This window comes from Accumulibacter sp. (assembly GCF_023806565.1).
GTDB lineage: Bacteria > Pseudomonadota > Gammaproteobacteria > Burkholderiales > Rhodocyclaceae > Accumulibacter.
In genome coordinates, this window is record NZ_JAMTDV010000127.1 from 34002 (window position 1) to 56400 (window position 22399).

Consider the following 22399-nt stretch of genomic DNA (forward strand, 5'->3'; position numbering starts at 1 on the left):
AAGCGCGCGCGATGTATAATGCGCATTTCATGTCATTGACCGATCACCGATCTGAAGGCCCTGTCCATGCGTTTCGATGAACTCGGCCTGGCACCCGAATTGTTGCGCGCGATTGCCGACCAAGGCTATACCGGCGCAACGCCAATTCAGGCCCAGGCCATACCGGTGGTTCTCGCCGGTCAGGATCTCATGGGGGGAGCGCAGACGGGCACCGGCAAGACCGCGGCGTTCACTCTGCCGCTGCTGCAACGAATTCTCGCCTTCGCCAACTCCAGCCCCTCACCGGCCCGCCATCCGGTGCGCGTCCTGATGCTGGCGCCGACCCGCGAACTCGCGATTCAGGTACACGACTCGGTAAGGCGCTACAGCCGGTACGTGCCGATCCGCAGCAGTTGCGTCTTCGGCGGCGTCGACATCAAACCCCAGATCGCCGAGGTCCGCTGCGGAGTCGAGGTGCTGGTGGCGACGCCCGGGCGACTGCTCGATCTCGTCGAGCAGAAGTGTCTCAACTTCGGCAGCGTGCAGGCACTCGTCCTCGACGAGGCGGATCGCATGCTGGACATGGGCTTCATCCCGGACGTCACGCGGATCATCCGCTTGCTGCCCCAGCAACGCCAAAGCCTCCTGTTTTCGGCGACGTTCTCCGAAGAAATCAAGAAGTTGGCAGACGGGATGCTGAAGTCGCCGGTGCTCATCGAAGTTGCCCGGCGCAACACCGTGTCGGAAACGATCACCCACCGCGTCCATCCGGTTGCCGCCGACGCCAAGCGCGCGCTACTGGTCAGCCTGCTGAAGTCCGCCGATTTCAATCAGGTGCTGGTCTTCACCCGCACCAAGGTGGAAACCAACAAGCTGGCGCGCGACCTGCAACGGGCCGGAATCGCTGCCGACTCGATCCATGGCGACAAGAGCCAGCAGGATCGCCTGAAGGCGCTCGAAGCGTTCAAGGACGGATCGGTGCTGGTACTCGTCGCAACGGACGTCGCCGCGCGCGGGCTCGACATCGACGAACTGCCGCACGTGATCAACTTCGAACTGCCGCACACGCCGGAGGATTACATCCACCGCATCGGCCGCACCGGCCGTGCGGGCAAGCCGGGGACGGCGATTTCGCTGGTGTCGGCAAGCGAGGTACCGTACCTGGTCGAGATCGAAAAGCTGATCCGGATCAAGGTCGAGCAGGTGCCCGTCGCCGGCTTCGAGCCGGAATACGACTACACCTATCCACCCGGCGACAAGCGCGGCCATCGGCGGCGCCCGCCGCCTTCGCCAACAGCGCTGGCGCCACTGGCAGGCCCGCCGGCAGCGCGCGGCCAGCGCGCCCAGCGTGATGTGACGAACCGGTCGGCGAGCGGCGCACGTGTCCCGCACACCGCTGCCGACGGGTTCGATTTCAGCAAGCCCTACGAATGCGCGGAGCCGACGCCGGTGGCCGCGGCACTCGCCAATGACGGTACACCGCACCGCCGGGAACACCCGCACAAACCACGCCGCCCGGTAGCGGCGCTACTTGGCGGACTGGGAAGAAAGTAACCCCGCCGTGGCTGCGGGCGCGGACGTCGTCTGTCGTGCCGATGGCGACGCGTCCAGCATCTTGAGGACCGCAAGCGAAATGTTGTCGCCGTCTCCCTTGGCCAGCGCCCGCGCCCGCCCGACCAGCAGCTCGGCCGCCTCCCGCGCCGAGGCGGCACCAGCGATCACCCAACCCAGTTCCTGGTCGGTGAAGTAGGCCCATAGGCCATCCGAGCAGAGCAGGAAGCTGTCGCCCACCTGCGGACCCTCGCTCTCGCCAAGCGTGATCTTTGGCGGTTCGGCGCCACCCAGCGAGGTGAGCAGAATATTGCGGTTGGGGTGAACGACAGCCTGTTCCGGCGTGATTCTCCCCTGTGTGACAAGCTGTGCCACATAGGAATGATCGGTGCTGCGAAAGACCAGTTCATCGCCACGAAAATGGTAGAACCGGCTATCGCCACAATGCGCCCAACTTACCCGAGCGGGCTGCAGCAGCAGCATGACGGCGGTGCTGTGCGGGTCCTTTTCGTTCATGAAGCGCGACGCCTTGATCAGCGTATGCGCTTCGTTGATGCTCGACTCGAGCAGCGTGTGGGGTGCGTCGCTACGCGCAGAGAAACTTTCGAGATTGTTGCGCGCAGTGTGAATCACCTGCCGCGCGGCAATCACCCCACCCGTATGACCGCCCATCCCATCGGCCACCACCGCCAGAACCACTCCTCCCCCGCGCGGATGCGGCAGGATCGCTGCCCGGTCCTGCTGTTCGCGGCGATCGCCCTGATGCTGGGCGACACAGGCGTCAATGGCAATCGGCATGGCTCGTAGACGCGCCCATCGCAGGGTCTCGGAAGTTGGAAACAAATCTGGCGTGCGGCAGCAGTGTGGCAGGGCTCATGCACTCAACTCCACGGCCACCCGACTTCGACGACGCACGGCCGCTTCACAGCCGGATCCGGCGAAGTTCTTCGGGGCGGGGCAAATGATCACTGTCGTCCGGATGACGCTCTATGTACACCCGGTGCGCGACGACCACCACAGTATGCACGTCCTCCACACTCAGATCCGGGAAATTGTCACGCACGATGCGATACGCCAGGTGCTCCAGCGAGTGCCCGGACCAGCCCTGCCGCAGATCGAAAAACGGCTCGATCATCGCGAAAGCATCGTCGAACGCGGAACGCAGACGCGGATCCCCTCGACGTTCGCGGACCACTCCGGCCGACTGCACAGGCGCATCGCTCATCCCGTTTCCTTCCCGCGTCGTTGCCACCCCGGATACCACAGATCGCCGTCTGCATCCATCATCGCCAGTTCGCCGGTGAGACACCAACCGTCACCAACGAAGCGACTGACCGTCGCCGCCGGATCGTTCCAGTATTCCAGCATGATCGCCGGATCGTCTTCGCCATTGTACTGCCGATGCACCGCGATCTCGCCCGTCTCGCCTTGCGGCAGAAGCCTGCCCTGGCGATCGACGACCTCCACCCGATGCCCGGGGTAGGCTCTGCCCATCGCGCCCGGCTTCGCTGGCCAGCGTGCCGAGCAGTTACCGAGCACGTAGTGCAATTCGGTCTGCCCGAAAATCCGGTTGATCGGCACACCAAGCTTGTCGCGAGCCCAGCACGCCAGTGCGTCGTCGATCGGTTCGCCACCACTGACCAGGCTGCGCAGGTCCAGATCGTGAGCCAACCTTGGTTCGGGCATCGCCATCCGCAGCAATTGCAAGTCTGACGGCGTGAAAAAACAATTGCGGACGCCATACTTCTCGATCAGGGCGAAGGACTTTCCCGCCTCGAAGCTGCCGTTGTAGGCGAGCAGCGGCATGCCGAAATGCCAGGTCGGCAACAGCCCGCCGAAGAGCCCTGCGGGCGACGCCCAGTCGGTGGGCGACCAGAACAGATCCTGGGGCTGCGGATAGAAGTCGTGCGCACAGACGAAGCCACCCAGGCTGCCGAGCAGCGTCCGCTGCGCGAGCAGCACTCCTCCCGCCTCGCCGGCGGCAGGATCCCGGCTGCCACCGTAGAGGATCATCGCCGGATCGCCGGCCGCGGTCACGACCGGCGTGTACCGGGGAGACGCGTGTTCGAGCACTTCGACCCAGAGCCTGATGTCCTCGCCGGCAGCACAGCCGACGCCGAGCACGTGCCGCAATTGCGGCAATCGCTGACGGATTGCGCGCAGGCGTGGCGCAGCGATGCCATCGACGATGGCCACATGCGTGCCCGAATCCGCCAGCCGCCATGCGAGCGCGTCCGCGTCGAGAAAAGGCGACAGGGGAACCGCCAGCGCCCCCATCTGGCAGATCGCGACCAGCGTGATGGCCGCTTCCGGGCGTTGCGGCAGGACGATCGCGACCCGGTCGCGAGGCAGCGTCCCCAGTGCGGCAAGTACGTTGGCAAGCCGATTCGCTTCCCGCTGGATGTCCCAGAAAGTGTGCGCCGAGGTGAAACCATCGGCATCTTCGTAGTAGAGGGCGAAGCGGCTGCGTTCGTCGGCCCAGCGGCCGCAGACATCGACCGCCAGATTGAATCGCTCGGGAATCTGCCAGCGAAAGTTCTGACACAGTTCTGCGTAGCTGGTGGCCTGCCGATCGAGTTCCATGCTTTCCCGCAAACCCGCTCAGCCAACGCCGCGCAGGCGCTCGTCGATCAATTCGATCCAGTGCCGCACAGGCCGCCGACTGCCACTCTGCAAATGCCGTTGACAGCCGACGTGGGCGGTGACCAGCAAGGCAGGCGAACCGGCTCGCATCGCCGCCAGTTTTTGCTCGCGCAATTGCCGCGAGAGCTCCGGCTGGGTGATCGAATAGGTGCCCGCCGAGCCGCAGCACAGATGCCCGTCGGCGACCGGCGTCAGTTGGTAACCGGCGGCAAGCAGCAGTCCTTCGACGACACCGCGGATCTTCTGCGCGTGCTGCAGGGTACAGGGCGAGTGAAAGGCAACCCGCTGTCCGCCGCCCCGGCCGGTCTGCGCCAACAATACGAGCAGACGCTCTTGCTCGGCGACCATTACCTCGGAAACATCGCGCGTCAAGGCGGCGATACGGGCAGCCTTTTCGGCGTAGGCCGGATCGTGGCGCAACATGGCGCCGTACTCGCGCACGTGCGCGCCGCAACCGCTGGCGGTCATCACCACTCCTTCGACGCGCCCGCTGACGACATACGGCCAGCAGGCGTCGATCACCCGTCGCATGTCGGCCAAGGCCTGCGGCTGGGCATCGAGATGGTAGCGCAGCGCGCCGCAACAGGCAGATCCCTTGACCTCGACCAATTCGATGCCGAGCCGGTCGAGCACGCGCGCCGTCGCGGCATTGGTATTGGGCGCCAGCGCCGGCTGCACGCAACCGGCGAGGGTGATCAGCTTGCGCTGCCGACCGGGCGAGCGCGGCCAGGGGGCGGCGGTCGCCGGCTTTGGCACCTTGCCGGCCAGCGCCCGCGGCAACAGGGGCTGCAACATCTGGCTGGCGCGCAGTACCGGCCGGAAAAGCCGCTCGCGCGGCAGCACTGCGCGCAGCAGGAAACGGGTCGCCCGCGACCTGGCGGACCGCGGTACGCGCTGCTCGAGCACTTCGCGCCCGATATCGAGCAGGCGGTGATAGTTGACGCCGGACGGGCAGGTCGTTTCGCACGCCCGACAGCTCAGGCAGCGATCGAGATGCAGTTGCGTGGTTGCACTCACCGGCTGCCCTTCGAGCATCGCCTTGATCAGGTAGATGCGTCCACGCGGTCCGTCGAGTTCATCACCGAGCAATTGAAAGGTCGGACAGGTGGCATTGCAGAAACCGCAATGCACACAACTGCGCAGAATCGCGTCCGCCTCGCGGCCGGCCGACGTGTCCCGGATGAAATCGGCTAGATTGGTCTGCATGCTGGACGAACTCTCACAGATCCGGATACAGGCGCCCCGGGTTGAAGACTCCCTGCGGATCGAAAGCGCGTTTCAGATTCCGGTGAATCCTCACCAGCGGCGGCGACAAGGGTTGAAAGACGCCGACCATCGCCTTCAGCGCGTCGTCGGCCCGAAACAGCGTCGCGTGCCCGCCGGCGCGCAACGCCGTCGCCCGGATCAGCGCCGGATCGCCGCCGCGCAGCCAGCGCTGCGCGCCTCCCCACTCGATCAGTGTCGGCCCGAGCGCCTGCGGCGGTGTCACCGAAGGCAGCGACAAGCGCCAAAGCGCGTCTTCCCCGGCAAAGAACGCGTGCGTCTGCTCGCGCAGCGACTGCCAGAAAGTCGCCGCCTCGGCATCCGCCAAGACCTCGCCGGCGAGCAGCCCTTGCGCCGCGGCCACTGCGGCAGCCGCCCCCGAAAGGCGCAGGCTGAGCACGCCATCGTGCCAGGCAGACGCCGATATCGGCAATGGCTTCCCTCCCCATTGATTCAGCCTTTCCAGGGCCGCTGCCTCGCCGATCGCGAAGCGCAGGGTCTTCTCGGCGACGGGCAGCGGCAACACCTTCAGCGACACATCGAGCAGCAAGCCGAGCGTCCCCAGACTGCCAGCCATCAACCTCGCCACGTCGTAACCGGCGACGTTCTTCATCACCTGTCCGCCAAACGAGAGTATTTCTCCCGTACCGCTCAGCAGTCTGACGCCAAGGACGAAATCGCGCAGTGCGCCAACGCTCGCCCGGCGCGGCCCCGACAGGCCGGCAGCGAGCATGCCGCCGACGGTCGCCGTCGGTCTGAAATGTGGTGGTTCGAAAGCGAGGCATTGTCCCTTCTCGGCGAGCGCGGCGTCGAGTTCGACGAGCCGGGTTCCGGCCCGCACCGTGACCACCAGCTCGGTCGGTTCGTACGCGACGATCCCGCGGTAGGCGCCAAGATCGAGCCGCTCTCCCCGCTCCGGGCCACCGTAGAAGCTCTTGCTGCCGCCGCCGCGAATCGCCAGTCTGGCGCCACCGGCGGCCGCGTCCGCGATGCGTGCGAGGTACTCTGCGACCAGTTCGTCCATCATCCTCCCGACACGGTGGACGACATCGGCGCGGCACCCGCCCGCGCCAGGGTATATTCACGACAGCGAGCGAGGGTCGGCACTCCCTTGCCGGGGTTGAGCAGGCCGTGCTCGTCGAAAGCCGCCTTGAGGCGATGAAAGGCGTCAATCTCGGCAACCGTGAACTGCTCGGCCATGAGCAGAATCTTCTCGATGCCGACTCCGTGCTCGCCAGTGATTGTGCCCCCGAAGCGCACCGACAATTCCAGGATCTCGGCGCCAAAAGCGGCGGCGCGTTCGAGCTCGCCGGGCTGATTGGCGTCGTACATGATCAGCGGGTGCAGATTGCCGTCGCCGGCGTGAAAGACGTTGGCGCAGCGCAGCGAGTACTTCTCGGACAGTCCGGCGATCGCTGCGAGCATCTCCGCAAGTCGCCGGCGCGGGATGGTGCCGTCCATGCACAGGTAGTCGGGGGTCAGGCGACCGACCGCGGGAAAGGCCGCCTTGCGGCCGGCCCAGAACTTCAATCGCTCGGCTTCGCTTTGCGACACGCAAAACGCCGAAGCACCGCTGCCTTCGAGTACCGCCGTCATGCGCCCGATCTCCTCGGCGACCTCCTCCGGCGTACCGTCGGACTCGCAGAGCAGGATCGCCTCGGCGTCCATGTCGTAACCGGCATGGACGTACGGTTCGACCGCCTGCACCGCTTTCCGGTCCATCATTTCCAGACCGGCCGGGATGATGCCGGCCGCGATGATTCCGGCAACCGCGTCGCCAGCGCGACGAACGTCGTCGAACGAAGCGATCACCACCTGCGCCAGATCTGGTTTCGGCGTCAGTCGGAGCGTCACCTCGGTGGTGATCACCAGCAGCCCTTCCGAGCCATTGATCAGCGCGAGCAGATCGTAACCGGGTGCGTCGAGCGCGGCGCTGCCAAACTCGACGATTTCACCGGCGATGGTCAGTCCGCGCACGCGCAGCACATTGTGCACGGTGAGACCATACTTGAGGCAATGCACGCCACCGGAGTTCTCGGCGACGTTGCCGCCGATCGTGCAGGCAATCTGCGAGGAAGGATCGGGAGCGTAATACAGACCGTACGCCGCCGCCGCTTCCGACACCGCCAGGTTGCGTACTCCCGGTTGTACCACGGCAGTCCGCGCCAGCGGGTCGATGCTGAGGATGCGCTTGAGTCTGGCGAGCGACACCAGTACTGCGTCCGGGTGCGGCGTGGCGCCCCCCGAGAGACCGGTGGCGGCGCCGCGCGCCACCACCGGCGCCTGCAGTTCATGGCATATTTTCAGGATGGCCTGCACCTGCGCCTCGTTCTCCGGCAGCGCGACCAGCAGCGGCAACTGCCGATAGGCGGTCAGGCCGTCGCATTCGTAGGGTCGCATCTGCTCGTCCTCGACCCGCAGCGCATCGGCCGGCAACACCTCGCGCAGGCGCCTGATCAGCGCCGGCCGATCGATCGAGAAACGACGGTCGGCGATCGTGCTGGGCATGCTCATGCAGCATCCTCCGACAGTTCATCACCCGAGCGAAGCCGATGTACGAAACCCGCAAGGCAGGACGAGCAGCCACGAGTCGCCAGGACCCGCGCGCACGATCGTACGACGGCACCGACGAATACTACCCGATGCCACGACGACTCGGCAATTTGTTGCCAACATTCGTGGCCGGCCGATTCGCGGTCGGCCGACGCGGCCAAGGGCCACGGCCTGCCGCATCGGCCACGCTCCGATTCACGGCGCGAGCTTTTCTTGCCGGAGCATGGATGCGGTAGAATCGGGCAACCGAAAGCGGAATCTCCACACTGGGCGAGGCCTGCAGCAGCCCACGCGCGGCAATCGACGGCGGACGCGGCAGCAGGCAAGGACCGGCAGATCAGGCATTCGTCAGTGTCCGTGAGGCATGCAGCCATCTTTGCGCAGACCCGTGCTCGGACGCGGCGCAGTTCGTCGTCAATCACCTGGATCGGAAAGCGAAACCGATGATGACCAAATGGAAGCTAATTGCAGCCTTTGCCGTGCTCGCGCTGGCCAACCAGGCAATCGCCAAACGCCTGCCGGACGATCTGCTCGAGCGCCGCTGCTGGCTGCAGCACACGGCCGAAAGGACTTCCTTGAGCCTCTTTGCCGAGTCGGCTCCGGTCACTTTTTCCAACCTCGGGGATGGCTACCAGGTGCGCACCCCGTTCTGGGTAGAGTTCGGCATCAGCGGCATGGGGGTGATCCCCGCCGGCAACAAGCGGGACAAGTCAGGGCACCACCATTTGCTGATCGACACGCCTCTGCCTGCGTCGATCACCGAACAGCCGATCCCTTTCTCCGACAAGTACCGTCATTTTGGCAAAGCGCAGACAGCGACGGCGCTCGACCTCCCTCCCGGCCCGCACAGTTTGCGCCTGCTCTTTGCCGATTACGAACATCGACCCTATTTCGTCTTCAGCCGCAAGATCACGGTCAACGTCGTCGGCAACCGCAAGGACACGCCCAAGCCGAAGATCGATCCGGAAAAATTCAACGAAACCTGCCAGGCCTGGTATCAGGACGAAGTTTCGACGCCGCCGGGCGACACGAAGATGGTCTATGTCAAGAACATTCGTGACGGCGAGAGCGTTGACAGCCCGTTTCTGGTCAAGCTCGGCGTCGTTGGTTTCGGAGTGGCGCCGGAAGGAACATCGATCCCGGCGACCGGACATTTCGTCCTGAACGTCAGGAAGAACAAGTCTTCCGCCAGCAGCGTCCGCTTGCGCGAGGGTCAGACCGAAACCATCCTCGACCTGGCTCCCGGCGATTACGACATCGATTTGTCGTTCGTCGCCGGCGATGGGCAAGTGTTGCTGCAGGATCAGTTGAAAGTGACCGTGGTGAAGCAGGTCCAGGCACCTCGCAAGTAGAAGATGACGCGTTCCCGAATGCTGTTGCTGGCCGCCGCCGCGGCGGTCATCGTCGGTGCCGCCTATTGGTATCAGGGTTCGCGCCAGACGCGCGGCGCGGTCCAGGCACCAGCGGCGGTACCGGTGACGGTGGCGACCGCCGCTCTTGGCGACATGCCCGTCCTGTTGTCCGTGGTGGGCCGGGCCGAGGCGTACGAGAGCGTCACGCTCAAATCGAGGCTGGATGGACAGGTGGCGGCCGTCCATTACACGGAAGGACGCCATGTCCGGCAAGGCGAGGTGCTGATCCGGCTCGACCCTGGAGATTTCGAGGCCCGTCTGCTGCAGGCCGAAGCCAATCTGGCCAGGGACGAGGCGCTGCTCGGCAAGGCGAGAGCCGACGTCGGACGCTACATTGCGCTCAAGGAGCGTGGCTTCGTTTCCGACGAGAAGGTCAACGAGCTGCGTACTGCCGAAGCCGCCGCGCTGGCCACGGTCAAGGCGGATCAGGCGGCGGTCCGTTTCGCCCGGCTGCAACTCTCCTACACCACCATCGTCGCCCCGTTTGCCGGCGTCGTCGGCGCCCGTCTGGTCTTTCCGGGATCGGCCGTCAAGGTGAATGACACGGTACTGGCGGTGGTCAATCGCGTGCGACCTCTGTACGTCAGCTTTTCGATTCCCGAGAAGTACCTGCCGCGCGTACGCCGGGCAATGGCGACCGCCGACATGCGCGCCGACGTGTCGATTCCGGGCGACGCGGAACAGCGTTTCGCGGCGAGCGTGCGCTTTCTCGACAACGCCGTCGATGTCACCACCGGCACCATCCAGATGAAGGCACTGGTGGAAAATCGCGACGAGCGACTGACTCCCGGCCAGTTCGTCAATGTCAGCATGTCGCTCGACACCCTGAGCAATGCCGTCGTCGTTCCCACGGACGCGGTGCAGCAGGGACCCGACGGCAACTTCCTGTTCGTCGTCGGCCAGGACAGTACGGTGCAACCCCGCAAGGTCGACGTCGTCGCCAGCTACGGCGGCCTCGCCGCGATTGGCAAGGGGATCGCTGCCGGTGAAATCGTGGTCACCGACGGTCAGCTCCGCTTGACTCCCGGCGCCCGCGTCCAGGTCAAGCCGCCGCGCGACGAAGCCGCACAACCGGGCGGCGGCGCCCCGGCAGCCCCGCAAGCGAAGACCTGAGATCCTGCCGAGTAGCGAATGACCCTGCCCGAACTCTGCATTCGCCGACCGGTGATGACCACGCTGCTGATGGCAGCGTTCCTCATTTTCGGCTTCATCGGCTATCGCACCCTGCCCGTCTCCGAGTTGCCGACGGTCGATTTCCCGACCATATCGGTCACCGCCAACCTGCCCGGCGCCTCCCCGGAGACGATGGCGGCGGCAGTCGCAACGCCACTCGAAGGACAGTTCTCGACAATCGCCGGGCTCGACTCGATGACTTCGACCAGTGCCCAGGGATCGACGTCGATCACGCTGCAGTTCTCGCTCGACCGCAACATCGACGCCGCCGCGCAGGATGTCCAGTCGGCGATCTCCGGCGCCTTGCGCAAGCTGCCTCAGAACATGCCGGCGCCACCGTCGTTCCGCAAGGTGAATCCGGCCGATTTCCCGATCTTCTACATCGCCATGCTGTCGCCGACACTGCCGTTGTCGCTGGTCAACGAATACGCCGAAACGCAGCTCGCGCAGCGCCTGTCGACGATTCCCGGCGTTGCCCAGGTGCAGATTTTCGGCTCGCAGAAATTTGCCGTGCGCGTCCAGGCCAACCCGGACCAGCTCGCCAGCCGGGGCGTCGGCATCGACGAGTTGCAACAGGCATTGACGCAAAACAACGTCAATCAGCCGGTGGGCCAGCTCGACGGCAGCCGGCAGAGCTTCGCCATCAAGGACGGCGGGCAGATGTCGACCGCCGCCGCCTACCGGCCGCTCATCGTCACCTGGCGCAATGGCGCGCCGGTGCGGCTCGAGGAAGTGGCGACCGCGATCGACAGCGTCGAAAACAACCGCATCGCCAGCTGGAACGTCGACCGGCGTGCCATCGTCCTGGCAATCCAGCGCCAGCCCGGCGCCAATACCATCGAAACGGTCGAGGCGATCAAGCGCGTGCTGCCGTCGTTCCAGTCCAAGCTGCCGGCGTCGATCGAAATGCGGGTCTTGTTCGACCGCAGCGTCTCGATCCGGGAAGCCATCGACGATGTCCAGTTCACGCTGCTGCTCGCCGGCTTCCTGGTGCTGCTCGTCATCCTGCTCTTCCTGCGCAACCTGTCGGCGACGCTGATTCCGAGCCTGGCGCTGCCGATCTCGGTGGTCGGCACTTTTGGCGGAATGTCGCTGCTCGATTACAGCCTCGACAATCTCTCGCTGCTGGCGCTGACCCTTTCCGTCGGCTTCGTCGTCGATGACGCGATCGTCATGCTGGAGAACATCGTCCGCCATGTCGAGCAGGGCGAAACGCCGTTCCAGGCGGCGATCCGGGGAGCCCGCGAGATCGGCTTCACGATCATTTCGATGACCCTCTCGCTGATCGCCGTTTTCATTCCGGTGCTCTTCATGCGCGGAATCGTCGGGCGCCTGCTGCACGAATTCGCGGTCACCATCTGCATCGCCATCCTGGTTTCCGGTTTCGTCTCGCTGACGCTGACGCCGATGCTCTGCAGTCGCTATATCAAGCACGCCGAGCCGGACTCGCATGGTCGTGTCTTCCAGGCCTTCGAGCGCTTTTTCGACGCCCTGCTCGCCGGCTACGAGCGCACGCTGAAACTGGCCATGTCCCATCCTCGCTGGATCCTGGCGAGCTTCTTCGCCACTCTGCTGCTCACCGGCTACCTGTTCACGGCGGTCCCCAAGGACTTTCTGCCGAGCGGCGATACCGGCCAGATCATCGTCTTCACCGAAGGCGCGCAGGACGTTTCCTTTGCCTCGATGGTGCAGCATCAGCGCGCGCTTGCCGAAATCGTCGCGCAGGATCCCGACGTCCGCACGTTCATGTCGGCGGTCGGCGCCGGTGGCATCCGCCCGACAGCGAATACCGGAACGCTCTTCCTGATCCTCAAGCCACGATCGGAGCGCCATTCTTCGCCGGATGAAATCATTCAGCGCCTGCGCCCGAAGCTGGCGGCGGTCCCCGGCATCAAGGCCTATCTGCAGAACCCGCCGGTGATCCGCATCGGCGGTCAGATCACCGCCGCACAGTATCAATACACGCTGCAGGACACCGACCTGGCCGAACTGTACCAGTGGACCGACACGCTGACCGAACGGATCCGCAAGCTGCCCGGCTTCGTCGACGTCAGCAACAATCTCAACAACCTCAGCCCGGTGGTGGCGCTCGACATCGACCGCGACAAGCTGGCCGCGCTGGGACTCAGCTACGGACAGGTCGAGGATGCCCTGCAGAGCGCGTTCAGCGCCCGCCAGGTGTCGACCATCTACGGCACGAGCAATCAGTATCAGGTCATCCTCGAAGTCGCGCCCGAGTACCAGTCCGACCCGGATGCCCTGTCGCGCCTCTACGTGCGCAGCATCAGCGGCAAGCTGATCCCGCTGGATACGGTGACGCGCTTCAGCAGGAAGACGCAGGCGCTGACCGTGAACCACCAGGGTCAGTTGCCATCGGTCACCATCTCGTTCAACCTGCTCCCGGGCGTATCGCTTGGCGACGCCGTAAACCGGATCCGGGCGCTCGAGCAGGAACTGAACATCCCGGTTTCACTGAGCACCAGCCTGCAGGGTACCGCACAGGCTTTCCAGGCGTCGCTGCAGGGGCTGGGGATCCTCCTGCTGGTCGCAATCCTCGTCGTCTATCTGGTGCTCGGCATTCTCTACGAGAGCTTCATCCATCCGCTGACCATTCTCTCCGGGCTGCCCTCGGCAGGACTCGGCGCGCTCGTCACCCTGCTCCTCTTCGGCGTCGATCTCAGCCTCTACGCCTTCGTCGGTGTCATCATGCTGATCGGCATCGTCAAGAAGAACGCGATCATGATGATCGACTTCGCGCTGGCGCAGCAGCGCGAGGGCGGCGTCCCCGCCCACACGGCGATTTTCCAGGCCTGCCTGATCCGCTTCCGGCCGATCATGATGACCACCATGGCGGCGCTGGTCGGCACCCTGCCGATCGCACTGGGCCTCGGCGCCGGTGCCGAAGTGCGGCGGCCGCTCGGCCTGGCAGTGGTCGGCGGACTGCTGCTGTCGCAGTTCCTCACCCTCTACCTGACGCCGGTGGTGTATCTGTATCTCGATCGGCTGTCGCGAAAGGATGCGCCGGCAACGGTGCCGGCCTGAACCGACCAGTCCTGGCTCCCGGGTATTTGGGGCGGCTGCCCGGTCGGACACCGTTGCTCCCCTGCCAGACGCATCCCTTGCCGCCGCGCGGCTCAGCGCGTGTGCTGCAGGCGGGTCAGATTCGCGAGGTCGCGCTGGCGCTGCACGACCCATCGCTCGTAGCTCGCCAGGTTCTTGGTGCACAGCAGGGTATGCGGGCTGCCGCTGCGGATCGTTTCGCAGTCCACATCGCAGTGTCGGTTGCGAATCGACGTCTCGACATGCGCGCGATCGCGTGCATGCGCCCGGAAAGCCCACTGTGCCCGCCGCCCATCGGCGAGGAAGACTGCCAGTTGCCGGCAATGCTCGCACGAGCAGCCGACGTCGCTCGCGCGGGCAAAGTCGGCGGGTGGCGCCAGCGGTTCGCTGCTGCGGCGCGACAGCTCGGCGACGCAGGCGGCGACCAGTCGCTGCACCGGCCGCCAGTCGCCGACCGGAGTCTCGTCCTCGAGCAGAGACACGGCGGCAGCGATGAGCGTCTCGTCGTCGGCAAAGCTGCGCGGGCTGGCGAGCAGCCGGTCGAGCGCGCGCTCCGCCAGCGCCGGCGAATCGAGGAGGAAGAAAGCGCGCAGCGGGTCGATGATCAGCTCGGGTGTCAAAATCGGCGACGGCCGCGCGGGCCATACGCCGGCGGGGGTTGCCACCGGCCCAACCGGCAGGGCAGCGACCAGCGCCTCACCGGCCGCCGCCAGCAGCGTGCCGGCACTGCCGTCGGGCAGGCGGGCCGCGAACCCGGCGGCGATGCCGGCGAGCAGTTCGGCGCTGGCGGCCGGCTTGCTGCTCGCGTTGCCGGCGACGATGCGCGTCACCAGTTCGGCGGCCAGCGGCGGCGCGAGCGACATCGCGGCCGCAGAGATCGCCGCGTTGTCACCGTGCGGATAGTGGTCCGGGGTGCCGGCGAGAGTCAGGAAGTCGGCGATCCCCGCGTGGTCCGCAATGCGCGTCAGTATTGCCAGCAGTTCGCTGGCCTTGCCGGGCGAACTGGTCCTCAGCCACGGCGGCACACGCCAGTCTTCTTTGCGGGCGATGATCAGCCGTGCGAGTTCGTGCATCCGCTGCCATTCGGCGCTGTCGGTGTCGCCGGCGCCGGCGAGCCAGCGCTCGCTGAGCCGGCGCAGGTACGGCAACGAACGGTCGCAGCCCGCGTCCGCAAACAATCGCAGCTCGCTCGCTTGTGGCCAGACGACAAGTGCAGCGCGGCGGTAGCTGCGCTCGAAGCTGGCACCCGCGTTGCCGGTCGCCTCGAAGAACTCTTCCTCGTCCGGCTCTTCGTCGTCAAGCACGCCGGGCGGACAGAGGTCGGCGTCATCACAGGCCATTTCGGGGAAATCGGCACGACTGCCGTCGCTGTCCTGCAGGTCGCTGAGAGTCAAGGATCGCTCGCAGACCTCGCTGACCGTATAGTCGTCGTCCCCGTCCGAGTAATGGCGGCCGCGCCGCGACCATCGTTTGCTGGGTTCGGCGCTGCCCGATTCGTGGATCGACAGCAAGGCGGGCTGAACACGGCATCCGGCCGGCCGACAGGCCGCCGTGAGCGCCCGGGCCACCGCTGCGTCGCCGCCCTTGAGGGTCGGAAAAGCGATCTCGGCCAGCGTATAGGCATGCTCGAGCGGATACACGAGCCGGCCAACCGTCTGCACATCGCTCTCTGTCGCCTTCGCCCAGCGGCCGAGCAACTGGCTGGCGGAAGCGATTTGCTGGTCGTACTCGGGCGGCGTCGGGGGTGCGCCCGGGCCGCTGCGAATCAGGTTGTACACCAGGGCCAGGCGAAAGCCGGAGGTCACCGGCCGCAGCTCGTGCCGGCAATCGGCGTAAAAGGCGGCAAAACGCGCCTCGGCCGCATCATCGCCGGACAGGTCGAGCGAAACCTCGCGTTGTCGATGGCGGACCACGAGTTCACCGCCGGTGTAGGGTGACGGCAGGACGATCACCAGTGTGGCAAACATTCCCGGCGCCTTTTCGGTGTCGCGATGGTTGACGAAAAAGCTGCCGGTATCGTAGATCAGCAGTTTGTAGAACTCTGCCGATACCGACTCCTGAATGCCGAGCCCGTCGGCGCACCTCGCGACGATCTCGGCCAGCGTCGCCGGCCAGTGGCGGCCACTGATGCCGACCTGCCCGGCGTCGATCTGCCAGGTGCGGCGAACGTCGGTGTCCACGAGCGTTTCGCTGCCTCGCCCGTAAGGTGCCCTCGCAGCGACTGCGACCAGTTGCCTCGCCTGTTCGGCGGGCAATGGCAACGAGACGACACCGACGCCGGCGATCTCGATGCGCGGGGCATGGAGCAGCTGGCTGCCGCTGACAAAAAAATCGCCGGGACGGCGGACGGTGCTCAAAATCGCGGCAAGTTCGTCGGCAATTGCAAACAAGGTTTCACTCCCTCGGGATGTGACTGGCGGCCTGCTGAACACCGAATGTATCACGCCGATACCGGCCCGCTGCTGGCGATCGCCAGCTTCGTCAGGGAAGCCGAACACCTGCCTGCTGTGCGGCTGGCACAACTGTTCGAGCTTCCCGAGCTAGTCGTCCTTACCAGATGTGGTAGGCAGGCACGAGCGTCTGGAAGGCGGTGACTGGCGCAGACGGCGCAGGTCGCGGCACAGGCAAAGTGCTCGTCGCCATCGAAGAGCGGGGCGTCGTGCGCGAGGCGATCCGAGAAAGCCGCGGCCTCTTCGATCAGGTTCGGGCGGCAGCCGGTCCGTGGGCGGTGGAACTCGACTTGCGCAGGGGCCGGGTCGTCCAGGCCAAAAGCACCTCGTCTGCTGGCCGTATCGGTCTGCATTCCGATCGGAAACGCGGCGCGGCGAGAGCTGAGACAGACGTCTTCGCCAACTGGATTTCGGCGCTTGGATCTGCAAGAATGTGGCCGACCGATGTCCACGGGCAAGCCTGATCATGTCGCAGCGAATCCCCAATGCGATGGCCGACAAGTTCGCCGCCATCACGAGCCTGACCGATGCGTTCTGCCAACAGAAGCTTGACGAGGAGTACCGCCAGATGATCCGGGAGGTAGTCGCGGCGCTGGCGAGAAAACGTCCGTCGCCGCTACTGCGCGGTACGGAAAAGGTCTGGGCCGCGGCGGCCGTTCATGCCACCGGCCGCGTCAATTTTCTCGATGACCCTTCGCAGAAGCCGCACTGCAAACCGCGTGCGATCTACGAGTTTTTCGGGATCGCCGAGAGCACGGGTCAGAACAAGTCAAAGGAAATCCGTGACGCGCTCGGCATGGACCCCTTCTCGCCGAAATGGACCTTGCCCAGTCGACTTGCCGACAACCCCATGGTTTGGATGCTTCAGGTCGATGGCATGGTGGTCGACATTCGTCACGCACCGGTGGAACTGCAGCGCTTGGCGTTCGCACGAGGACTGATTCCCTTCGTTCCTGCCGAGCAACCCGAACGGGCCGAGTAAGCGGAATGGCGCACGGCCATAGGGAGTGCTATCGCGCTGCTCCGGGCTCGATTCCCCGGCAAAACCACGGCGCCTACGGCGCCCCCCTCGCCGCGCTTCTCACAGCAGTTCCTCCAGCCGCAAGCGGATGATCCTGCCCTTGACCGCGGGCAGCGACTCGATGCCGGCGATCGCGGTGTCGATATTGCGCTCGCGCGTCTTGTGGGTGAGCATGATGATGTCGGTCTGCTCTTCGCCCTCGCCCGGTTCGCGCTGGATCATGGCGACGATCGAAATGCCGTCGTCGGCCAGGATGCGCGTCACATCGGCGAGCACGCCCGGCCGGTCCTCGACGCGCAGGCGCAGATAGTAGCTGCTGACCACCTCGGAGATGGGCAGAATCGCCAGATCGAGCATCGCATCGGGCTGGAAAGCGAGATGCGGCACACGGTGCTCGGGGTCGGCGGTGTGCATGCGCGTCACGTCGACCAGATCGGCGATCACCGCCGAAGCGGTCGGCTCGGCGCCGGCGCCCTTGCCGTAGTAGAGCGTCGCGCCGACCGCGTCGCCCTTGACCAGGACCGCGTTCATCGCGCCTTCGACGTTGGCAATCAACCGTCGCGCGGGGATCAGCGTCGGATGGACGCGCAACTCGACGCCTTCGGCAGTGCGCTTGGTGATGCCGAGCAGCTTGATGCGATAGCCGAGCTGTTCGGCATACCTGATGTCGGCAGCTTCGAGCCGGCTGATTCCCTCGACGTGCGCCTGCTCGAAGCTCACCGAATTGCCGAAGGCGATCGCCGACATGATCGACAGCTTGTGCGCCGCGTCCACGCCCTCGACGTCGAAGGTCGGGTCGGCCTCGGCGTAGCCGAGACGCTGCGCCTCCCTGAGCACCGCGTCGAAGGACAGGCCCTTGTCGCGCATCTCGGAGAGGATGAAATTGGTCGTGCCGTTGATGATGCCGGCGATCCACTCGATGCGGTTGGCGGTGAGACCTTCGCGCAGCGCCTTGATGATCGGGATGCCGCCGGCGACCGCGGCTTCGAAGGCGACCATCACTCCCTGCTCGCGGGCGGCGGCGAAGATTTCGTTGCCGTGCTTGGCGAGCAGGGCCTTGTTGGCGGTGACCACATGCTTGCCGTTGGCGATCGCCTGCAGCACCAGTTCCTTGGCAACGCCGTAGCCGCCGATCAGTTCGACGACGATATCGACCTCGGGGTCGGCGACGACGGCAAAGGCATCATCGGTGACCCGGCAGCTTCCGGCGGTGAGTCGCCGTGCCCGTTCGAGATCCTTGTCGGCAACGATGTGCAGCGCGATGGGGCGGCCGGCACGGCGAGTGATTTCTTCGGCGTTACGCTTGAGAACGGCACAGGTACCGCCGCCGACGGTACCGATTCCGAGAAGTCCAACATTGATAGGTTTCATGGGGCAATCGGGCTCGAGAGTTAGGGAAAAAGGGGCGGCAGCGTCACTCGCCAGTGCCGGCGCGCTTGCGATAGCCGGCAAGGAAGCGCGCGATGCGGGCAATCGCGTCGCGCAGGTCGTCTTCATACGGCAGGAAGACGAGGCGGAAGTGGTCGGGCGCCGGCCAGTTGAAGCCGCTGCCCTGGACCAGCAGCACGCGCTCTTCCTGCAGCAGTTCGGCGATGAACTCCTGATCGTTCTCGATCGGATAGATCGCCGGGTCCAGGCGCGGGAACATGTACAGCGCAGCCTTCGGCTTGACGCAGCTGACGCCGGGAATGGCGGTGATCAGCGCGTGCGCCAGATCGCGCTGGCGACACATCCTGCCGCCGGGAGCGACCAGATCGTCGATGCTCTGGTAGCCGCCGAGCGCGGTCTGGATCGCGTGCTGCGCCGGGACGTTGGCGCACAGGCGCATCGAGGCGAGCATGTCGAGCCCCTCGATGTAGTCGCGCGCCTCGCGCAGATCGCCGGAAACGACCATCCAGCCCGCGCGATAGCCGCAGGAGCGGTAATTCTTGGAGAGCCCATTGAAGGTGACCGTCAGCACGTCCTCGGACAGCGAGGCAATCGCCGTGTGTGTGGCACCGTCGTAGAGCACCTTGTCGTACACCTCGTCGGCGTAGAGGATCAGGCCGTGCGCACGCGCTATGGCGACCATCTCGCGCAGCACCTGCTCCGGATACAGCGCACCGGTCGGGTTGTTCGGGTTGATCACGACCAGCGCACGCGTCCTCTCGGTGATCTTGCTGCGCAGGTCGTCGAGGTCGGGCAGCCAGTCGTTGTCCTCGTCACAAAGGTAGTGACGCGGCGAGCCGCCCGAAAGGCTCACGGCCGCCGTCCACAGCGGATAGTCGGGCGCCGGCACGAGCACTTCGTCGCCCGCGTTGAGCAGGGCGTTCATCGCCATCACGATCAGCTCCGAAACGCCGTTGCCGATGTAGATGTCTTCGAGCGAGACGCCCTTGATGTGCTTGTGCTGCGTGTAGTGCATTACCGCCTTGCGCGCCGAGAAGATCCCTTTCGAATCGGCGTAACCGGCGGCGATCGGCAGGTTGCGGATCATGTCGAGCTGGATTTCCTCGGGCGCCTCGAAGCCGAAGGCTGCAAGGTTGCCGATGTTCAGCTTGATGATGTGATGGCCTTCGTCCTCCATCTGCTTCGCCTTCTGCAGCACGGCGCCGCGGATGTCGTAGCAGACGTTGTCGAGCTTGTTCGACTTGCGTACCGGTTTCATCGTCATGGCCTAGAGCTGGCCGTCCTTCCTGAACATGTCCTTGATGCCGCGAATCGCCTGACGCGTGCGCTCCTCGTTTTCGATCAGCGCGAAACGAACGTGATCGTCGCCGTACTCGCCGAAACCCACTCCCGGCGAAACCGCGACGCGTGCCTCGTTGAGCAGCTTCTTGGAAAATTCGAGCGAGCCCATCTGCTGATACGCGGCGGGAATCTTCGCCCAGATGTACATCGACGCCTTGGGGATTTCGACCATCCAGCCGGCCTCGTGCAAACCCTTGGCAAGGACGTTGCGACGGCCCTGATAGAGCAGGCGCACCTCCTCGACGCAGGTCTGCGGGCCATCGAGCGCGATCACCGAAGCCACCTGGATCGGCGTGAAGGTGCCGTAGTCGTGATAGCTCTTGATGCGCACCAGCGCATTGCACAGATCGCGATTGCCGACCATGTAGCCGACCCGCCAGCCGGCCATGTTGTAGCTCTTGGACATCGTGAAGAATTCGACGGCGACCTCGCGCGCGCCCTCGACCTGCATGATCGACGGCGCCTGGTAGCCGTCGAAGGTGATGTCGGCGTAGGCGAGGTCATGCACCACGAGAATGTCGTGCTGCCTGGCCAGCGCCACGATGCGCTCGAAGAATTCGAGATCGACGCAGCGTGCCGTGGGATTGCTCGGAAAGCCGAGAATCATCATCTTCGGCTTCGGGATCGACTCGCGGATGGCGCGCTGCACCTCCTCGAAGAAATCGACATCGGGAGTCATGCGCACCGAGCGGATGTCGGCGCCGGCGATGATCGCTCCGTAGATGTGGATCGGATACGATGGATTCGGCACCAGTACCGTATCGCCCCGGTCAAGTGTGGCCAGCATCAGATGGGCAAGCCCTTCCTTCGAGCCGATCGTCACCACCGCTTCGCTCTCGGGGTCGAAAGTCACCGCGTAGCGACGCTGGTACCAGTCACATATCGCCCGCCGCAGACGGGGAATACCCTTCGAAATCGAATAACCGTGGGTGTTCTCGCGCAGCGCCGCCTCGACCAGCTTGTCGGTGATGTGCTGTGGCGTCGGCCCGTCGGGGTTGCCCATGCTCATGTCGATGATGTCTTCGCCGCGGCGACGTGCGGCCATCTTGAGTTCGGCCGTGATGCTGAAGACATACGGTGGCAGACGCTTGATGCGGGAAAACTCTCTCATGGCTCTGGCTCGCGAAAGCGCCAATGTGCTTGGCAGTTCGTCGCTCACGTCCCGGTCGCAGTGGCAATTGCACGCCACCATGGCCGGCACGGGAAAGGAAAAAGCTATAATCGTACTTTAAGGTTTGTTACGCCGCAATTTCATGAAACTGCAGCTCGAGCGAAGCGACGGCCTGAACACCTTTACCGCCTACGGCGAAGGTTACGTCAGCGTGAATGGCGTGCGCCACCACCGCAATCTGGCGGTGCTGCCCGACCGCCTGCTGCCGGACTGGACGCAGGCGACCTTCGAGACGCTGCGCGTCGCCGACTTCGAACTGCTCGCCTCGCTCGATGCCGAAATCGTCCTGCTCGGTACCGGCAGGCAACTGCGATTTCCGAGTCCGGAACTGCTGCGTCCGCTCCTGCAGGCGCAGAAGGGACTCGAGGTGATGGACGTTCCCGCCGCCTGCCGCACGTACAACATCCTGATGGCTGAAGGCCGCAAGGTCGCCGTTGGCCTGCTCCTTCTCTGACTCCCGCCGGCAGCCGGTGGAGTCTCCCCTGCCAGCCCCGTACCGGTTCCGATGAAACGCATCGCCCTGAAGATCGACGTCGATACCTGCCGCGGCACGCTCACCGGCGTTCCGGCGCTGCTCAGCCTGCTGCAGCGGCACGATGCGGGCGGCAGCTTCTTCTTCTCGCTCGGTCCGGACCGGGGTGGTCGGGAATCGCGCAGCCTTTCGCCAAGCCGTTACCATGATTTCCGCACCCGCCTCTACGGGCTGCTGCTGCCGGCACCCGACATCGGCAAGCGCGGCGCCGACAGCATGCGCCAGGCGCGCGACGCCGGCTTCGAGGTCGCGATCCACGCCTGGGACCGGGTGCGCTGGGAAAGACGCGTCCTCGCCGCCGACAACTCCTGGATCGAAAGCGAGATGGCGCTGGCCTGCCAGCGCTTCGCCGAGCTCTTCGACGAGCCGGCGCAGGCGCACGCCGCCGCCGGCTGGCGAATGAATCGCCACGCCCTGCGCCTGACGCAACGCCTGGGCTTTTGCTACGCGAGCGACTGCCGGGGAAGATTTCCGTTCATCCCGGTCATCGACGGCGAACTCGTGCACTGTCCGCAGATTCCGACGACGCTGCCGACGCTCGACGAACTGCTTCTTGCCGGAACCGCTTCCGTCGACCAGGCCGTCGCCCGCATCCTCGCTGAGTCCGAAGGCGGCAGCGACGACCACGTCTTCACCCTGCGTGCCGAGCTCGAGGGAATGCACTGGAGCGACGCCTTTGAACGCCTGCTCGTGGAATGGAAAAGTCGGGGCTGCCGATTGATCGCCCTGCGCGACGTGCTCGGATCGCGCAACCTCGTCACCCTGCCACGCCACGCCGTTGCCTTCGCCCCCATTCCCGGCCGCGCCGGCCCGCGCCTGCTGCAGGGAAGCGCCTTCCTGCAGGAGCCATGAAAAAGGCGG

Annotated in this window: 17 protein-coding genes; 7 read left to right on the forward strand and 10 right to left on the reverse strand. The window is 65.3% G+C overall.

Going from position 1 to position 22399, the window contains the following annotated elements; genetic code table 11:
* Positions 1-66 precede the first annotated feature (66 nt).
* Positions 67-1533: a DEAD/DEAH box helicase gene (locus tag NFV80_RS15065; protein WP_295331566.1), complete on the forward strand. Its 1467-nt coding sequence runs from the start codon at positions 67-69 to the stop codon at positions 1531-1533.
* Here NFV80_RS15065 and NFV80_RS15070 read toward each other — a convergent pair.
* The 6 genes from NFV80_RS15070 to NFV80_RS15095 form a co-directional block, all read right to left on the reverse strand.
* Positions 1507-2328, reverse strand: a complete 822-nt coding sequence (locus NFV80_RS15070; protein WP_295331567.1) for a protein phosphatase 2C domain-containing protein — start codon at positions 2326-2328, stop codon at positions 1507-1509. The genes NFV80_RS15065 and NFV80_RS15070 overlap by 27 nt on opposite strands.
* Positions 2329-2452: 124 nt before the next feature.
* Positions 2453-2755, reverse strand: coding sequence for a hypothetical protein (locus NFV80_RS15075; protein WP_295331568.1), 303 nt, complete (start codon positions 2753-2755; stop codon positions 2453-2455).
* Positions 2752-4113, reverse strand: coding sequence for an AMP-binding protein (locus NFV80_RS15080; protein WP_295331569.1), 1362 nt, complete (start codon positions 4111-4113; stop codon positions 2752-2754). The genes NFV80_RS15075 and NFV80_RS15080 overlap by 4 nt, the downstream gene beginning before the upstream one ends.
* Before the next feature lie 18 nt (positions 4114-4131).
* Positions 4132-5379, reverse strand: a complete 1248-nt coding sequence (glcF, locus tag NFV80_RS15085) for a glycolate oxidase subunit GlcF (RefSeq protein WP_295331570.1) — start codon at positions 5377-5379, stop codon at positions 4132-4134.
* 13 nt (positions 5380-5392) lie between these two features.
* Entirely contained in the window at positions 5393-6460 is a 1068-nt protein-coding gene (gene glcE / locus NFV80_RS15090) for a glycolate oxidase subunit GlcE (protein ID WP_295331571.1), read from the reverse strand.
* On the reverse strand, positions 6460-7950 hold the full coding sequence (locus NFV80_RS15095; RefSeq protein WP_295331572.1) for an FAD-linked oxidase C-terminal domain-containing protein: 1491 nt from the start codon (positions 7948-7950) through the stop codon (positions 6460-6462). Before NFV80_RS15095 ends, glcE begins: the two co-directional genes overlap by 1 nt.
* A gap of 482 nt (positions 7951-8432) precedes the next feature.
* Here NFV80_RS15095 and NFV80_RS15100 point away from each other — a divergent pair, with 482 nt between their 5' ends.
* The 3 genes from NFV80_RS15100 to NFV80_RS15110 are packed head-to-tail and all read left to right on the forward strand — an operon-like array spanning position 8433 to position 13616.
* Positions 8433-9341: a DUF4399 domain-containing protein gene (locus NFV80_RS15100; protein WP_295331573.1), complete on the forward strand. Its 909-nt coding sequence runs from the start codon at positions 8433-8435 to the stop codon at positions 9339-9341.
* Between the two features lie 3 nt (positions 9342-9344).
* The gene (locus NFV80_RS15105; protein WP_295331574.1) at positions 9345-10514 is read left to right on the forward strand and encodes an efflux RND transporter periplasmic adaptor subunit; all 1170 of its coding nucleotides are present in this window, start codon (positions 9345-9347) and stop codon (positions 10512-10514) included.
* Between the two features lie 18 nt (positions 10515-10532).
* Positions 10533-13616, forward strand: a complete 3084-nt coding sequence (locus NFV80_RS15110) for an efflux RND transporter permease subunit (protein WP_295331575.1) — start codon at positions 10533-10535, stop codon at positions 13614-13616.
* A 92-nt stretch (positions 13617-13708) separates the two neighbouring features.
* Here the strand turns inward: NFV80_RS15110 and NFV80_RS15115 are convergent, their stop codons facing one another.
* Positions 13709-16024, reverse strand: coding sequence for a 2OG-Fe(II) oxygenase (locus NFV80_RS15115; protein ID WP_295331576.1), 2316 nt, complete (start codon positions 16022-16024; stop codon positions 13709-13711).
* A 526-nt stretch (positions 16025-16550) separates the two neighbouring features.
* Here NFV80_RS15115 and NFV80_RS15120 point away from each other — a divergent pair.
* Positions 16551-17066, forward strand: a complete 516-nt coding sequence (locus NFV80_RS15120; RefSeq protein ID WP_295331579.1) for a DUF6398 domain-containing protein — start codon at positions 16551-16553, stop codon at positions 17064-17066.
* A 99-nt stretch (positions 17067-17165) separates the two neighbouring features.
* Here the strand turns inward: NFV80_RS15120 and NFV80_RS15125 are convergent, their stop codons facing one another.
* The 3 genes from NFV80_RS15125 to alaC are packed head-to-tail and all read right to left on the reverse strand — an operon-like array spanning position 17166 to position 20946.
* Positions 17166-18476 carry a homoserine dehydrogenase gene (locus NFV80_RS15125; protein WP_295331581.1) on the reverse strand — a complete coding sequence of 437 codons (1311 nt, stop codon included), beginning with the start codon at positions 18474-18476 and terminating at the stop codon, positions 17166-17168.
* Between the two features lie 43 nt (positions 18477-18519).
* Entirely contained in the window at positions 18520-19752 is a 1233-nt protein-coding gene (locus NFV80_RS15130) for a pyridoxal phosphate-dependent aminotransferase (protein WP_296759200.1), read from the reverse strand.
* A 9-nt stretch (positions 19753-19761) separates the two neighbouring features.
* Entirely contained in the window at positions 19762-20946 is a 1185-nt protein-coding gene (alaC, locus tag NFV80_RS15135; protein WP_295331585.1) for an alanine transaminase, read from the reverse strand.
* A gap of 142 nt (positions 20947-21088) precedes the next feature.
* Between alaC and NFV80_RS15140 the strand changes: the two genes are divergently transcribed.
* Both NFV80_RS15140 and NFV80_RS15145 read left to right on the forward strand, forming a co-directional pair.
* Positions 21089-21460, forward strand: a complete 372-nt coding sequence (locus NFV80_RS15140) for an Mth938-like domain-containing protein (RefSeq protein WP_295331587.1) — start codon at positions 21089-21091, stop codon at positions 21458-21460.
* Positions 21461-21511: 51 nt separating this feature from the next.
* The gene (locus NFV80_RS15145) at positions 21512-22390 is read left to right on the forward strand and encodes a polysaccharide deacetylase family protein (RefSeq protein WP_295331589.1); all 879 of its coding nucleotides are present in this window, start codon (positions 21512-21514) and stop codon (positions 22388-22390) included.
* The last annotated feature ends 9 nt before the right edge of the window (positions 22391-22399 follow it).